Below are 14543 nucleotides of genomic sequence, written 5' to 3' on the forward strand. Positions count from 1 at the left end.
AGCCGACCATGGAACTGACTTACTCGCCCAAGCAAAAGGCCTTCCGTCAGGAGGTCCGGCAATGGCTGGCGGCGAACCTGCCGCCTGAGCCGCTGGCCAGCTACGACACCCGCGAAGGCTTTGAACAGCATCGCCAGTGGGAAGCCAAGTTGTTCGAAAGTCGCCTGTCGATGGTGATGTGGCCCACCGAGTTGGGTGGACGCGGCTGCGATCTGATTGAGTGGCTGATTTTCGAAGAAGAATATTACGGTGCTGGCGCGCCGATGCGGGTCAACCAGAACGGCCAGTTATTGCTCGGCCCGACCCTGATGGAGTTTGGCACCGAGGCACAGAAAAAAAGCTTTCTGCCACGCATGGCGGCCAGCGCCGACATGTGGGCCCAAGGCTGGTCCGAACCCAACGCTGGTTCCGACATGGCCGCGATCACCAGCAAGGCCACCCGCGATGGCGACGGCTACCTGCTCAACGGCCAGAAAACCTGGTCGACCCGGGCCATCTTTGCCGATTGGTTGTTTGGCCTGTTTCGCAGCGATCCAGCTTCAAGCCGTCACCACGGATTGTCGTTTGTGATGGTGCCGCTCAACGCGCCGGGGGTCACAGTGCGCCCGATCAAGGCCTTGAACGGCAAGGATGCGTTCGCCGAAGTGTTCTTCGATGACGTGCGCATTCCCCTGGAAAATCGCATCGGCGATGAAGGGCAGGGCTGGCATGTGGCAATGGCCACCGCCGGTTTTGAGCGTGGTTTGCTACTGCGCTCCCCGGCGCGCTTTCAGTACACGGCGCGCAAGTTGGTGGAGTTGTACCAGGCCAACCGCGCCAGTGCCGACCGTGACCCGAGCTTGGGCGACGCGGTGTGCAAGGCTTGGATGGATGCGCAAGCCTACGCCTTGTCCGCCTATCACACCGTGGGCCGCCTGAGCCGTGGAGCGCAGATTGGCGCCGAGTCGAGCACCAACAAAATCATCTGGTCGGAACTCGATTTGCGCATGCACGAAACCGCCATGCGCATCCTGGGTGCCAGTGGCGAGTTGACCGGTAAATCGGCAGACGGCCACGACTGGCTGGAAGGTTTTCTGTTTGCTCAGGCCGGGCCCATCTACGCCGGTACTAACGAGATCCAGCGCAATATCATTGCCGAGCGCATGCTCGGTCTGCCGAAGTGAGGCCGGGGATGGACTTTACCTTTACCGATGACCAGCAAACTTTTCGCGAAGCCATCAGCCGCTTTTTGATGACCGAAGCCGCGCCGGAAATGCTTCGTGAAATCTGGGAAACCGACGTCGGCCGCTCTCCGGATTTGCGTAACAAGATTGCCGAGCAAGGCCTTACCGCGTTGTCGATTCCTGAGGCCTTTGGTGGCCTGGGCATGGACGATGTGGCCTGGGCCTTGATGACCCAGGAGCTAGGTTACTACGCCATTCCCGATTCGCTGGCCGACACCGCCTATGTTGCCAGCGCCCTGATCGCCGGCTTGCCCCACAGCGTTGCCCAGCGCGGCGAATGGCTGGAGCGCATTGCCGACGGCAGCTTGCGGGTCGCCATCGGCCACCCGGTCAATCCGCTGGTGGCTGACGCCGGTCATGCCGACCTGTTGCTGTTGGCCCACGGCGATGAAGTCCATGCCGTACCGCGTAGCCAGGTGGATGTGCAAGGGCACGGCAGCCTGGATGCCTCGCGCCGTCTGGCGCAGGTCAGCTGGCAACCGAGTGCTGCGACCCTGGTGGCGCAGGGCGAGCAGGGCCGCGAGCTGTGGGCGCAGACCCTCAACCGTGGCGCACTGTCGGTAGCTGGGCAACTGCTCGGGCTGGCTCAGCGCATGCTCGATCTGTCGGTGGACTACGCCGCCCAGCGCAAGCAGTTCGGCAAGCCGATCGGCAGTTTTCAGGCGGTCAAGCATCACCTGGCTGACGTCGCCACTCAGCTGGAATTCGCCAAACCGGTGCTGTACCGCGCCGCTTATGCCTTGGCGCACAACGAACCGAATGCCGGGGTGTGGGTGTCCCAAGCGCGTCTGGCCAGTTGCGAAGCCAGCTGGCTGGCGGCTCGCCACGGCATTCAGGTGCATGGCGCGATGGGTTACACCTGGGAAGTCGACCTGCAAATGTTTATGAAACGCGCCTGGGCACTGGACAACGCCTGGGGCGACCGTGCGCTGCACAAGACCCGTGTGGCCGAGTATGTATTGAGTGGCGCGGCGCCTTTGGGCCCCGGCTACACGTTTGAGGATTGACTGATGCCCGAAGCCTATATTGTGGACGCGTTGCGCAGCCCTACCGGCAAGCGCAAGGGTGGTCTGGCCCATGTCCATGCGATTGATCTGGGCGCCCATGTGCTCAAGGCGTTGGTAGAGCGTAACCAGATCCCGGCCGACGAATACGACGACGTGATCTTTGGCTGCGTTGATACCATCGGCTCTCAGGCAGGGGATATCGCCCGCACCAGCTGGCTGGCCGCCGGTTTGCCGCTCAACGTTCCCGGCACCACCATTGACCGCCAGTGCGGCTCATCGCAGCAGGCGCTGCACTTTGCCGCGCAAGCGGTGATGAGTGGTACCCAGGATGTGATCGCCGTCGGCGGTGTTCAGACCATGACCCAGATCCCGATTTCCTCGGCGATGCTGGCCGGCCAACCGCTGGGGTTCAGCGATCCGTTCTCGGGCAGCAAAGGCTGGAAAGCGCGTTTTGGCGACCAGCCAGTGAACCAGTTCTATGCCGCTCAGCGTATCGCCGATCACTGGAATATCAGCCGCCAGCAGATGGAAGCGTACGCTCTGGAAAGCCATCGCCGGGCACTGGATGCCATGGCCAGCCGCCGCTTCGTTAATGAAATTGTGCCCTGTGAAGGGGTGTGGGATGACGAAACTCCGCGCCATACCAGCCTGGCAAAAATGGCCGAGCTGGAACCGGTGTCCGCTGAATTCCCTTCGATCACTGCCGCCGTTTCCAGTCAGACCTGCGATGCCTCGGCCGCGATGTTGGTGGTTTCTGCTGCGGCACTCAAACGCTACAACCTGACGCCACGGGCGCGGATTCATCACCTCTCGGTAATGGGCGACGACCCGATCTGGCATCTAACCGCACCGATAGCCGCGACCCGGGCCGCACTGAAAAAAGCCGGCATGAGCATACGGGATATCGACCTGGTCGAGATCAACGAAGCCTTCGCCTCGGTAGTCATGGCCTGGGCCAAGGAGCTGGATTATGACCCGGCCAGGACCAATGCCAACGGCGGCGCCATTGCCCTTGGCCATCCACTGGGTGCCAGCGGGGCACGATTGATGACCAGCCTGCTTAACCAGCTTGAGCAAAGCGGTGGCCGCTATGGCTTGCAGACCATGTGCGAAGGCGGTGGGCAAGCCAACGTGACGATTATTGAGCGCCTCTAGGAGCATTGACATGGCAATTTGTGCAGCACGTACCGTGATTATTACGGGCGCAGGCGGTGGTCTGGGTCGGGCCTATGCGTTGGCTTTCGCCGGGCAGGGCGCCAATGTGGTGGTCAACGATATCCGCCGCGAAGCCGCTGAAGAAGTGGTGGCTGAAATTCGCGAGGCGGGCGGGCAGGCTATCGCCAACGCCGATGACATCACCACTATCGCCACCGCGCAAAACATCGTCGATGCGGCCCTGGCGGCATTTGGCGAAGTGCATGTGTTGGTCAACAACGCCGGGATCCTGCGCGACCGGATGTTTATCAGCCTTGGCGAAGATGACTGGGATGCCGTGATGCGCGTGCACCTGAAGGGGCATTTTTGTCTGGCCAATATCCTTGGCAAACGCTGGCGCGATCTGGCCAAGGCCGGTCAGCCGGTGGCCGCGCGCATCATCAACACCAGTTCCGGTGCAGGCTTGCAGGGCTCGGTGGGGCAGTCCAATTACAGCGCCGCCAAAGGCGGAATTGCCGCGTTGACCCTGGTGCAGGCGGCAGAGCTGGCGCGTTACGGCGTGACCGCCAATGCCTTGGCTCCGGCGGCGCGTACCTCGATGACCGAAAGCGCGATGCCGGACGTGGTGAAAAAGCCAGAAGACGGAGGCTTCGATGCCTGGGCCCCGGAAAACGTCGCACCGCTGGTGGTGTGGCTGGGCAGCACTTTGTCGGGCCATGTGAGCGGGCAAATCATCGAAAGCCAGGGCGGGCGACTGTCCCTTGGCGATGGTTGGCGCACCGGCGTGACCCGCGACAAGGGCGCGCAATGGCAGCCCGAAGAAGTGGGTGTGGTCATGGCCCAGATTCTCGCCGAAGCCCCTGCACCGCAAAGGGTGTGGGGTAGCTGAAAGCACAGGGATACTTCAAGTGTGGGAGCGAGCCTGCTCGCGAAGTCATTCGCGAGCAGGCTCGCTCCCACAAGGGGCTTGACCCGGAACAGAGTATCTACAAGAAGCGGACTTAGCCGTTTGTTATACAGAGAGAATTCAACCATGAGACAAGCGCCCCCTTACGTACCCGGCCACCAACTCTTGGCCGGCAAGTCGATTTTGATCACCGCCGCGGCTGGCGCAGGTATCGGTTATGCCGCGGCCAAACGCTGCGCCGAAGAAGGCTGCCGCGCCTTGATGATTTCCGATATCCACCCGCGTCGCCTCGAAGAGGCAGTCGAACGCCTCAAGGCTGAAACCGGGTTGCAGGCGGTATACGGGCAACTGTGCAATGTCACCGTCGAAGCCGATGTACAAGCCCTGGTCGCGGCGGCTGAAGAAGCCTTGGGCGGGGTCGATGTGCTGATCAATAACGCAGGCCTTGGCGGTCAGGTACGCCTTACCGAAATGACCGATCAACAGTGGTCCTCGGTGTTGGATATCACTCTCACCGGCACTATGCGCATGACCCGCGCCATGCTTCCACACATGGAGCGCCGTGGTGCCGGGGCCATCGTCAACAACGCCTCGGTACTGGGCTGGCGGGCGCAGAAAGAGCAGGCCCATTATGCCGCCGCCAAGGCCGGGGTCATGGCTCTGACCCGTTGCAGTGCGCTGGAAGCGGCCGAAAGCGGGGTACGAATCAACGCCGTGGCACCGTCCATTGCCTTGCACGAGTTCCTGAAAAAAGCCTCCAGCAGCGAACTGCTGGAACAACTCACCAGCCGCGAAGCCTTTGGCCGCGCCGCTGAGGTCTGGGAAGTGGCTAACGTCATGGTGTTCCTGGCCAGCGACTACGCCTCATACATGGTCGGCGAAGTGCTGCCTGTCAGCTCGCAACAAGCCTGAGGACCACCCCATGAGTACGTTATTCAGCAGCGCCGAGCAGTTGCTCGCAGCGCAGGGGCAAGACCTTGGCCGCACCGACTGGCTGGTGCTGACCCAGGAGCGGATCAACCTGTTTGCCGAGGCCACGGGCGATCACCAGTGGATTCATGTCGATCCGGAACGTGCGGCCAAGGGGCCGTTCGGTGCCTGTATTGCCCACGGCTACCTGACCCTGTCCCTGGCCAATCTGTTTATGCCGCAACTGATGCAGTTCGAAAATCTGGCCATGGGCGTCAACTACGGCAGTGACCGGTTGCGTTTCCCGGCAGCGGTCAAGGTCGGTTCGCGGGTGCGTGGGCATGGCCAGGTCGTGCAGGTCGAGGCACTCGGCCTGGCCTTGCAGGTAGTGGTGCGGATCAGCGTCGAAATCGAGGGCAGCGAGCGCCCCGGCTGTGTGGTGGACACCATCAGCCGCTACACCTTCAACCCTCTTGAGAAGTGAGCCTTGAGCATGAATTTGAATGACGTTGTAATCGTCTCCACCGCCCGAACCGCCCTGACCAAATCCTTTCGTGGCTCGTTCAACGACACCGAAGCCCCGGTGCTGGGCGGCCATGTGGTACGTGCCGTGGTGGAGCGCGCGGGTATCGAGCCGGGTTCGGTGGAAGACGTGATCATGGGGGCAGCTGCGCAGCAGGGCACTCAGGGTTACAACATCGGGCGGTTGTGCGCCAACACCGGCGGTTTGCCCAACACCGTGCCGGGCATGGCGATTGATCGCATGTGTGCCTCGGGCCTGATGAGTATTGGCGTGGCGGCGAAAGGCATCATGACCGGGGAAATGTCGATTGCCGTGGCGGGTGGTGTCGAGTCGTTGTCGCTGACCCAGAACAAGTACAAAAACACTTACCGGGCACAATCCGAGGCGGTGCTTGAATGCATGCCGACGGCCTACATCCCGATGCTCGAAACCGCTGAAATCGTCGCTCGCCGCTACTCTATCAGCCGCGAAGTGCAGGACCAGTATTCCCTGCAAAGCCAGCAACGTACCGCCGCCGCCCAGGCCGCGGGTCTGTTCGCGGATGAAATCGTACCGCTGGCTGCGCGCAAGCTGTGCTTCGACAAGGAAGGCAAACCCAGTGGCTATCAGGATGTAATCGCGGACCGCGACGAGTGTAATCGCCCGTCCACCACCCTTGAGGATTTGGCGGCACTCAAACCCGTGTGGAAAGATGGCAAATGGGTGCAGCAAGGTGAGTTCATCACCGCGGGCAACGCTTCGCAATTTTCCGATGGCGCCTCTGCCGTGTTGCTGATGAGCCGTGCCGAAGCCAAACAGCGCGGGATCGAAGCGTTGGGCGTGTATCGCGGGATTGCCGTGAGCGGTTGTGCGCCGGAAGAAATGGGCATTGGCCCGGTGTTCGCGATTCCCAAGCTGCTCAAGCGGTTTGGCCTGACCGTATCTGACATTGACCTGTGGGAGATCAACGAAGCATTCGCCTGCCAGGTGGTGTACTGCCGCGACTTCCTGCAGATCCCCAACGACCGCCTGAACGTCAACGGCGGGGCGATTTCCATTGGTCATCCGTTTGGTATGTCGGGTGCGCGGATGGTGGGCCACAGCCTGCTCGAAGGCCGCCGCCGTGGCGCCCGCTTTGTTGTGGTTGCCATGTGTATCGGCGGCGGCATGGGCGCGGCGGGGTTGTTTGAGCTGAACTGACAGTTTTTGATACTGGTGGGAGCCAGGCAAAACCCGTAGCAGCTGCCGAAGGAACGAGGCTGCGTTCGGCGGCGAAGCCGTCGCAGAATCAGGCACTGCGGTCTGCCAGAAAAACCTTGCTCTCAGGGTTTACGACGGCTTCGCCGCCGAACGCAGCCTCGTTCCTGCGGCAGCGGCTACACGTTTGGATGCGCCACCGCGGACGCCATCTGCGGTATCGGCTTGCGCATCAGCGTCCCCACCACCAAAGCCCCGATCAGCCCCAGCACCCCCGCGACCCACAACACCAGGCTGAACCCGGTTACAAAGGCCCGGGTTGCCAGTGGCTCAATCTGGGCTTGTGCCGCCAGCGGCAATTGGCTCAAGGCTCCCTGCATATCCCCGGCCACCACCCGCGAAGCAATAAAGTGACTCTGCTCCAGCCATTGCCCGGCATCCTGCTGAAGGCTGGTCTGCAGGTTTTGCTCCGTGTGGCTGCCGAGCAAGGCGCCAAACACCCCAATCGCCAACACAATGGCGCTGAAGCGCATGGTGGTGCTCATGCCGGAGGCCATGCCCACACGGTCTCGGGGAACGCAGGCCATGATGTTTTTCTGGGTATCGCCATTGAGCAAACCGGCCCCGGCACCTGTCACCGCCGTGGTCAGGGCAAAACTCAGGTAACCGCCATGGTCTACCGCCCAAGCGCTGAGCAAGTTGCCGCAACCGACCAAGGTCAAACCGGCAGCCATCATACTGGCCGGGCTGAAGCGCGACGCCAGGCGAGCGCCGATACGTGGGCAAATCAACATGGTCAAGGCAAACGGCAACATACCCAGGCCTGACGTGACTGCACTGAACCCCAAGCCGTTTTGCAAATAAAAGGGCAGCAAGGTCATCATCACCTGAGCACAGCCCGCATAGGCAAACATGCCCAGCAGAGCGCCGATAAAACGCGGGTGGCGGAACAGTTGCAGGTCAATCATAGGGCGGCGCTGCATGGCTTCGATCATTACAAACAGGCCCAGCAACAGCACCCCGGCACATATTCGGGCATAGGTCAGCGGGTGGTTCCAGCCAATGCGGTTGGCTTCGATCAAGCCCCAGATCAGGCACAGCAAGCTGGCGCTGAAGGCCAGGCTGCCCCAAGGGTCGAGCCGGGCCGATTGCGGGTCGCGAGACTCGGCAATGGCATGCCTGACCAGCAGCATCAGCAGCAAGCCAACCGGCAAGTTGAGATAGAAAATCCAGCGCCAGCCCAGGTACTCGGTGATCAGCCCGCCGAGGGTTGGTGCCGCCGTCATGGCCACGCCCATGCACGCCCCCCAAAAGGCCCAGGCTTTGGCTCGTTCGACTTCGTCGTGGAAGGCATGCCCGATTGAGGCCAGCGCCGAGGTCAGTAGCAAGGCTGCTCCCACGCCTTTTACGGCGCGGGCGATTTCCAGTAACAGGCTGTTGGGTGCCGCGCCACAGCCGAGGGACGCGAGGATGAAAATGCTCAAGCCCCACAGTAGGGTTCGCTTGCGCCCGAAGCGGTCGGCAATGCTCCCGGCAGGCAGCAACAGGGCGGCAAACGCCAGCATATAAGCGCTGACCACCCATTCGATATCGACAAAGCTGGCCCCCAGATCCCGGGCGATGCTCGGCAGGGTGACCGCGACAATATTGGTGTCGAGCACGATCAGCGAACAGACCCCGCTGGCGGTCAGCAGGGTCAGGCGTGGGCTTACAGTCTTCATGGACGCAACTCCCCGGCAAGCTCAGGCATTACTTTGCAGGCAATTAATTTTACGGGCATGCTCGGTTCCTCCAGTGTGGCGATGGCCACAGTGTAGGGCTGGGCGTTGGCTGGTTTGTTAGCTGACAGCCTGAACTTCATTACCTTTGAGCTAATGCTGCTATGGATATACGCCATTTCCGTTATTTCCTGGCCGTTGCCCAGCAACGCAACTTCACCCGTGCTGCCGAAGTACTGGGAATTGCGCCGCCAACCTTGACGCGGCAAATCCAGGATCTTGAACACGCCTTGGGCGTACGTCTGTTTGTGCGCCAGCAGCGTCAGGTCAGCCTGACTGAAGCGGGCCAGGCGTTATTGCCCGAGGCTGAGGCCACCGTGCGCCAGTTCGAGTTTGCCCAGCGCAATGCACAGCGGGCCGGGCGCGGCGAGACGGGCCATATCGAATTGGGATATGTAGCATCGGCCGTGTATTCGGGGGTGTTGCAGCAACAGGTACAGGCATTTTCAAGTGCGTGTGCCGAGGTCAGCCTGAGCGTACGGGAGGCGCCGATGGCCAGCTTGCCTTCGATGGTTGCCGAAGGGCGCTTCGATCTGGGCTATGTGCGCTCTCCCATGACTTTGCCACAAGGCCTGGAAGCGATTCGTCTCAAGGCTGAGGGCTTTGTTTTGGCGCTGGCGACTGACAGCTGGCTGGCGCGCCTTAAAAGCGTCAGCGCGGCGCATTTGCAAAACGAGACATTTATCTTGCCCGAGCAAATCAGCGGCACCTTGCACGTGGCTGCCCAAGGAGGTTACGCGCCCAGGCTGGGTGCCCAGCCGGGTGGCCTGGTGGCGGTGATCGCGCTTGTATCGTTGCGCCAAGGGGTGGCGGTAGTACCGGCATCGGTGGTCGGTCATATCAGCCTGCCGAATGTACTCTACCGGCCGATCGAGGGCTGTGACGCGCAGTCATGGTTGTCGTTGATCCACCGCCGGTTCGAAAAGTCGGCGGTGGTGACGCGTTATATCGAACAGGTCAAGCGCTTCTGATTGGTCGAATCCAACTGCAGGATTTTGTCGTTTACATGGATGCGTCAGAACCTGGAAGCAGTACAATCGCGCCCCCTTACCGAGCATGGATGCTGTTCGGCACACGTTCACGAGAAGGTCCATGGTGTCTGCAACTTACTCTCCCTCGCTGGTTTTGATTTCCCTGTGTGTCGCCATTCTGGCGTCGTACACAGCCCTTGATCTGAGCGGCCGTATTGCCACGGCGCGAGGCCGCAGTGTGTACCTGTGGATCGGTGGCGGCGCACTGGCCATGGGCTTTGGTGTGTGGTCGATGCACTTTATCGGGATGCTCGCGCTGGAGTTGCCGCTGGAGTTGGGTTACGACCTGGGGCTTACTCTGTGGTCATTACTGGTGGCTATTCTGTCGTCCGGCTTTGCCTTGTGGCTGGTCAGCCAGCCGCGACTGCCCGCGCTGCAACTGTTGTTCGGTGCCTTGATCATGGGCTCGGGCATTAGCGCCATGCACTACAGCGGTATGGCCGCGTTGCGCATGCAGCCGGGGATTGATTACGACCCGACGCTGTTTGGCCTGTCGCTGCTGATTGCGGTGGGGGCTTCAGCCGCCGCGTTGTCGATTGCGTTTCATCTGCGCAAGCAAACCCCTTACGTGCGTCTGGTACGCGGCGGGGCGGCGGTGATCATGGGCCTGGCGATTGTCGGTATGCATTACACCGGCATGGCTGCGGCGAGTTTCCCCCCCGGCAGTTTTTGCGCTGCCGCCGTGGACGGTCTGAGTGGCAAGGGGCTGGATAATCTGGTGCTGGTGTCCAGCCTGGCCGTGTTGGTGATTGCGTTGCTGACCTCGGTTTTTGACGCCCGGCTCGATTCCCGCACTGCCGCTCTGGCGGACTCATTGACCCTGGCCAATGAAGAGCTGACCCAATTGGCACTGCACGACACCCTGACCGGACTGCCCAATCGCATCCTGTTGGCTGACCGTATCGCTCAGGCAATGAGCAAGGTGACGGAGCAGGGCGGGTGTTTCTCGCTGATGTTTATCGACCTCGACGGTTTTAAGCCGGTGAACGATGCCTTCGGTCATCATCTGGGCGACCGCTTGCTGCGTGAGGTGGCCTTGCGTTTGCGCGAGCAGTTGCGCAGCCAGGACACCCTGGCACGCATTGGCGGGGACGAGTTTGTGTTGCTGGTGCGTTTGCTTGAGCCCGATGATGCGCCGCAAGTGGCTGCGCGGCAGGTCGGGCTGTTGTCCAAGGCATTCCGGGTCGACGATCATGACTTGCTGATTTCCGCGAGTGTCGGTATTGCGCTGTACCCTGGTAACGGCCTGACCGCCGAAGAGTTGCTGATGAACGCCGATGCGGCGATGTATCACGCCAAGGGTGCGGGCAAAAATGGCTACAGTTTTTTCGATGCCTCGATGAACATCAACGCCCGCAAGCAACTGCAATTGCTGCAAGACCTGCGTCAGGCTCTGGTGTTGCAACAGTTTTGCCTGCATTACCAACCCAAGTTCGACGCCAGCAATGGCCTGCCGGTAGGGGCTGAAGCCCTGCTGCGCTGGGAGCATCCGCAGCAGGGATTGCTGTTGCCAGAGCACTTTATCGCCCTCGCGGAAAAAACCGGCCTGATCATTCCCATTGGCGATTGGGTGCTCAACGAAGCCTGCCGCCAGATGCGTGTGTGGTTCGATCAGGGCTATAGCCACTGGCGTATCGCAGTCAACCTGTCGGCGCTGCAGTTCTGCCATTCGGGGCTGGTCGACAGTGTGGTCGCAACGCTGGAGCGGCACCAGTTGCCAGCCAACAGCTTGACCCTGGAAATCACCGAAACCACCGCCATGAGCGACGCCGATGCGAGCATGGTGGTGTTGCAGCGCCTGTCGCAGATGGGTGTGGACCTGTCTATTGATGATTTCGGTACCGGCTATTCCAGCCTGATGTACCTCAAACGTCTGCCCGCCAATGAATTGAAAATAGACCGTGGTTTTGTGCGTGACCTGGAGCATGACAGCGATGATGCTGCGATTGTTTCGGCCATTGTTGCACTGGGCCAGGCACTGGGCCTGCGAATTGTGGCCGAGGGCGTTGAAACCGATACCCAACAAAGCTTTTTGACCACGCTGGGCTGTGATGCCTTGCAGGGTTATCTGCTGGGCCAGCCGCTCCCGGCCAATCAGTTTATGGTCGATATTCATCGCGCAGAGGACCTGAGCGCTGGTAAACCGGCGGCGACCTGACAAATCAAACCCTTGACGGTTATGCTGGCGGCCAGATTTGAAATGTTGAGTGGGGAGCGTACTTTTATGGACAAAGTTATCGTGATCACCGGTGGCAGCCGTGGCATAGGCGCCGCAACAGCAGTACTGGCGGCGCAGCAGGGCTATCGAATTTGCATCAACTATCTGGCTGATGTTGCGGCTGCCCATGAAGTGCTGGCCCAGGTTCAGGCTTTGGGCGCAGAAGCTATTGCGGTGCGCGCCGATGTCAGCGACGAAGAGGAAATCATTCGTCTGTTTATCGAGGTTGACGAGCGGTTGGGGCCGGTCACGGCACTGGTCAACAACGCTGGCACCGTGGGGCTCAAGTCACGGGTCGACGAACTGTCCGAGTTGCGCATCATGCACACCCTGAAAACCAACGTGCTTGGCCCGATCTTGTGTGCCAAGCATGCCGTGCTGCGCATGTCGCCCCGCTACGGTGGGCAGGGCGGCAATATCGTCAATGTGTCATCGGTAGCGGCACGCTTGGGTTCGCCCGGCGAGTACGTCGACTACGCTGCCTCCAAGGGCGCGCTGGACACTTTCACCGTGGGCTTGTCCAAGGAACTGGCGGGCGAGGGGATTCGGGTCAACGCGGTGAGGCCAGGCTATATCTACACCGACTTCCACGCCTTGAGTGGCGATCCCGGGCGGGTCAGCAAACTTGAACCGATCATCCCCATGGGCCGGGGCGGGCGTGCCGAAGAAGTAGCCGAGGCGATTATCTGGCTGCTGTCGGACAAGGCTTCCTACACCACCGGCACCTTTCTGGATCTGGGCGGCGGTCGGTAAGATGTAAAAACTCTGTTCCAGGTCAAGCCTTTAGTGGGAGCGAGCCTGCTCGCGTATGATTTTCGCGAGCAGGCTCGCTCCCACGCTTGAAGGATCTTTGCCGCTGCCATCGTAAAACCTGACATCGCGTAGGGTCAGGCCGGAACGGGATTTAGCATGTGCTGGCGCTGCGCGCCAGATCGCAGCCTCGCTGCGCTCCTCAGCGGCTACACAGTGATTTACGACTTGCCATTTCACCTTTTGCGACGATAATGCGACTTATTGCTATTTAAGTCTGGTTATCTATCGTGCCTATTCCTGTGGACCCCAAAACCCTGCTGGCCAGCCTCTATCTCGACAATCATGCCTGGTTGCGCGGCTGGCTGTCGCGACAGGTGCGTTGCCCGCAGGATGCGGCCGATCTGACCCAGGACACTTTTCTGCGCGTTTTCGACGCTCAGCAACTGGAGCGCATCCAGGAGCCCCGCGCTTATCTGAGTACAGTTGCCCGCCGCTTGCTCTGCTCGCTGTGGCGGCGGCGCAAACTTGAACAATCCTATCTTGAGCAGTTGGCCGATCTGCCCCAAGGCTATGCGCCGTCCGCTGAAGATATAGCGCTGGTGCGCGAGGCGATTGAAGCCATTGATCGCGTGCTTGAAGGTTTACCGTCGCGGGTGAAACGGGCCTTTTTGCTCAATCGACTTGAAGGTATGCCCCAGCAAGCCATCGCTGACCAGTTGGGTGTCTCGTTGGCCACGGTTGAGCGTGACTTGCGCCGCGCCTTTATTCATTGCCTCTCGCAAACGGCGCCATCCCAATGAGTACAGCCAAGGTTGATTCGACCACCCGTGCCGCCATTGACTGGATGCTGCGCCTTGAGTCCGGGAATGCCAGCCCTTCGGAGCGTCAGGTGTTCAAGGCCTGGCTGGCGCAAAGTCCAGAGCATCTGGCCGCGTGGCAGCGGGTAGCCGGGGTATTGAAAGCTCCGGTGGCCGATTTGCAATCAGTGGAACGCCGCAGCCCCGGGCAATTGCAGGCTGCACGCCGAGCTCTGCTGAGCGGCACGTCGCCCTCAGGCAAAAATGCCTTGCGGGGCAGCTTGCTACTGTTGCTGCTCGGCTTGGGCGCGGCAGGCTTGGTGAATCGTGTAACGCCATTGACAGGCTTGATGGCCGATCAACACACCGGCACCGGTGAGCGCAAAACCATCGAACTGGCGGATGGCAGTCTTCTGACACTCAATGCCCGCAGCGCGGTCGATATCGAGTTCAGTAACGGCCAGCGGCGGGTACGGCTGCGCGAAGGGGAGTTGCAGGTGGACGTGGCCGCCGATGCCGGACGACCATTTGTGGTAGCCACGGCCCAAGGCCAGGTGCAGGCACTGGGGACGCGTTTCATGGTGCGCCAGGGCGCGGACGAAAGTCTGGCCAGCGTGCAGCAGCACAGCGTGCAACTGGACACGCTGGGGGGGCAGCAACGACGTATCGACACCGGTCAGGCGGTGGCATTCACGGCCAATCAGATAGACCCGCAAACCCCGACATCACGGAGCCAGGCCGATTGGCTCCAAGGCCGGGTCGAACTGCATGATGAGCCATTGTCGGCACTGGTCGAGGCGCTGCGGCCCTACCAGACCGGTGTGCTGCGCATCAGCCCCGAAGCGGCACGGGTGCGGGTGTTTGGGGTTTTTGCGCTGGACAACACCGCGCAAACCCTCAGCGCGCTGGCGCAAACCTTACCGATCAAGGTCACGCGTTACGGGCCATGGCTGACCCTGATTGATGTGAGTCGATAAAAACAACCGAATGCGAATTAATTGCAAATAGTGTGAGGGGAAACCCTTGCTCGTTGGTCAAGGTTACAACTGCCTACCTTGCAACGAGA

The 14543-nt window shown here is 60.9% G+C and carries 13 protein-coding genes; 12 read left to right on the forward strand and 1 reads right to left on the reverse strand.

Going from position 1 to position 14543, the window contains the following annotated elements; genetic code table 11:
• Window positions 1–8 precede the first annotated feature (8 nt).
• The 7 genes from U5A05_RS09680 to U5A05_RS09710 all read left to right on the forward strand — a co-directional run bounded on the left by U5A05_RS09680 (window position 9) and on the right by U5A05_RS09710 (window position 6903).
• Window positions 9–1163, forward strand: coding sequence for an acyl-CoA dehydrogenase family protein (locus U5A05_RS09680; RefSeq protein ID WP_321836214.1), 1155 nt, complete (start codon window positions 9–11; stop codon window positions 1161–1163).
• 8 nt (window positions 1164–1171) lie between these two features.
• Window positions 1172–2230 carry an acyl-CoA dehydrogenase family protein gene (locus tag U5A05_RS09685; protein WP_261741889.1) on the forward strand — a complete coding sequence of 353 codons (1059 nt, stop codon included), beginning with the start codon at window positions 1172–1174 and terminating at the stop codon, window positions 2228–2230.
• 3 nt (window positions 2231–2233) lie between these two features.
• Window positions 2234–3385: an acetyl-CoA C-acetyltransferase gene (locus U5A05_RS09690; RefSeq protein ID WP_261741890.1), complete on the forward strand. Its 1152-nt coding sequence runs from the start codon at window positions 2234–2236 to the stop codon at window positions 3383–3385.
• Between the two features lie 10 nt (window positions 3386–3395).
• A complete protein-coding gene (locus tag U5A05_RS09695) occupies window positions 3396–4274 on the forward strand; it encodes an SDR family oxidoreductase (protein WP_321836215.1) in 879 nt (292 codons plus the stop codon).
• A 144-nt stretch (window positions 4275–4418) separates the two neighbouring features.
• Window positions 4419–5204, forward strand: coding sequence for an SDR family oxidoreductase (locus U5A05_RS09700; protein ID WP_261741892.1), 786 nt, complete (start codon window positions 4419–4421; stop codon window positions 5202–5204).
• A 10-nt stretch (window positions 5205–5214) separates the two neighbouring features.
• The gene (locus tag U5A05_RS09705; RefSeq protein ID WP_321836216.1) at window positions 5215–5685 is read left to right on the forward strand and encodes a MaoC family dehydratase; all 471 of its coding nucleotides are present in this window, start codon (window positions 5215–5217) and stop codon (window positions 5683–5685) included.
• A 9-nt stretch (window positions 5686–5694) separates the two neighbouring features.
• Complete coding sequence (locus U5A05_RS09710; RefSeq protein WP_261741894.1) at window positions 5695–6903, forward strand: acetyl-CoA C-acyltransferase; 1209 nt, start codon at window positions 5695–5697, stop codon at window positions 6901–6903.
• A gap of 176 nt (window positions 6904–7079) precedes the next feature.
• Here the strand turns inward: U5A05_RS09710 and U5A05_RS09715 are convergent, their stop codons facing one another.
• Complete coding sequence (locus U5A05_RS09715) at window positions 7080–8621, reverse strand: MFS transporter (protein WP_261741895.1); 1542 nt, start codon at window positions 8619–8621, stop codon at window positions 7080–7082.
• 161 nt (window positions 8622–8782) lie between these two features.
• Between U5A05_RS09715 and U5A05_RS09720 the strand changes: the two genes are divergently transcribed.
• From U5A05_RS09720 to U5A05_RS09740, 5 genes are all read left to right on the forward strand, one after another.
• Window positions 8783–9649: a LysR family transcriptional regulator gene (locus U5A05_RS09720; protein WP_321836217.1), complete on the forward strand. Its 867-nt coding sequence runs from the start codon at window positions 8783–8785 to the stop codon at window positions 9647–9649.
• A 121-nt stretch (window positions 9650–9770) separates the two neighbouring features.
• The gene (locus tag U5A05_RS09725) at window positions 9771–11867 is read left to right on the forward strand and encodes a putative bifunctional diguanylate cyclase/phosphodiesterase (protein WP_261741897.1); all 2097 of its coding nucleotides are present in this window, start codon (window positions 9771–9773) and stop codon (window positions 11865–11867) included.
• A gap of 66 nt (window positions 11868–11933) precedes the next feature.
• The gene (locus tag U5A05_RS09730; protein ID WP_261741898.1) at window positions 11934–12680 is read left to right on the forward strand and encodes an SDR family oxidoreductase; all 747 of its coding nucleotides are present in this window, start codon (window positions 11934–11936) and stop codon (window positions 12678–12680) included.
• Window positions 12681–12979: 299 nt separating this feature from the next.
• Window positions 12980–13480 carry a sigma-70 family RNA polymerase sigma factor gene (locus tag U5A05_RS09735; RefSeq protein WP_261742411.1) on the forward strand — a complete coding sequence of 167 codons (501 nt, stop codon included), beginning with the start codon at window positions 12980–12982 and terminating at the stop codon, window positions 13478–13480.
• On the forward strand, window positions 13477–14454 hold the full coding sequence (locus tag U5A05_RS09740; RefSeq protein ID WP_321836218.1) for a FecR family protein: 978 nt from the start codon (window positions 13477–13479) through the stop codon (window positions 14452–14454). The genes U5A05_RS09735 and U5A05_RS09740 overlap by 4 nt, the downstream gene beginning before the upstream one ends.
• Window positions 14455–14543: the final 89 nt, after the last annotated feature.

The organism is Pseudomonas kulmbachensis, from assembly GCF_963681935.1.
GTDB classification, from domain to species: Bacteria; Pseudomonadota; Gammaproteobacteria; order Pseudomonadales; family Pseudomonadaceae; genus Aquipseudomonas; species Aquipseudomonas kulmbachensis.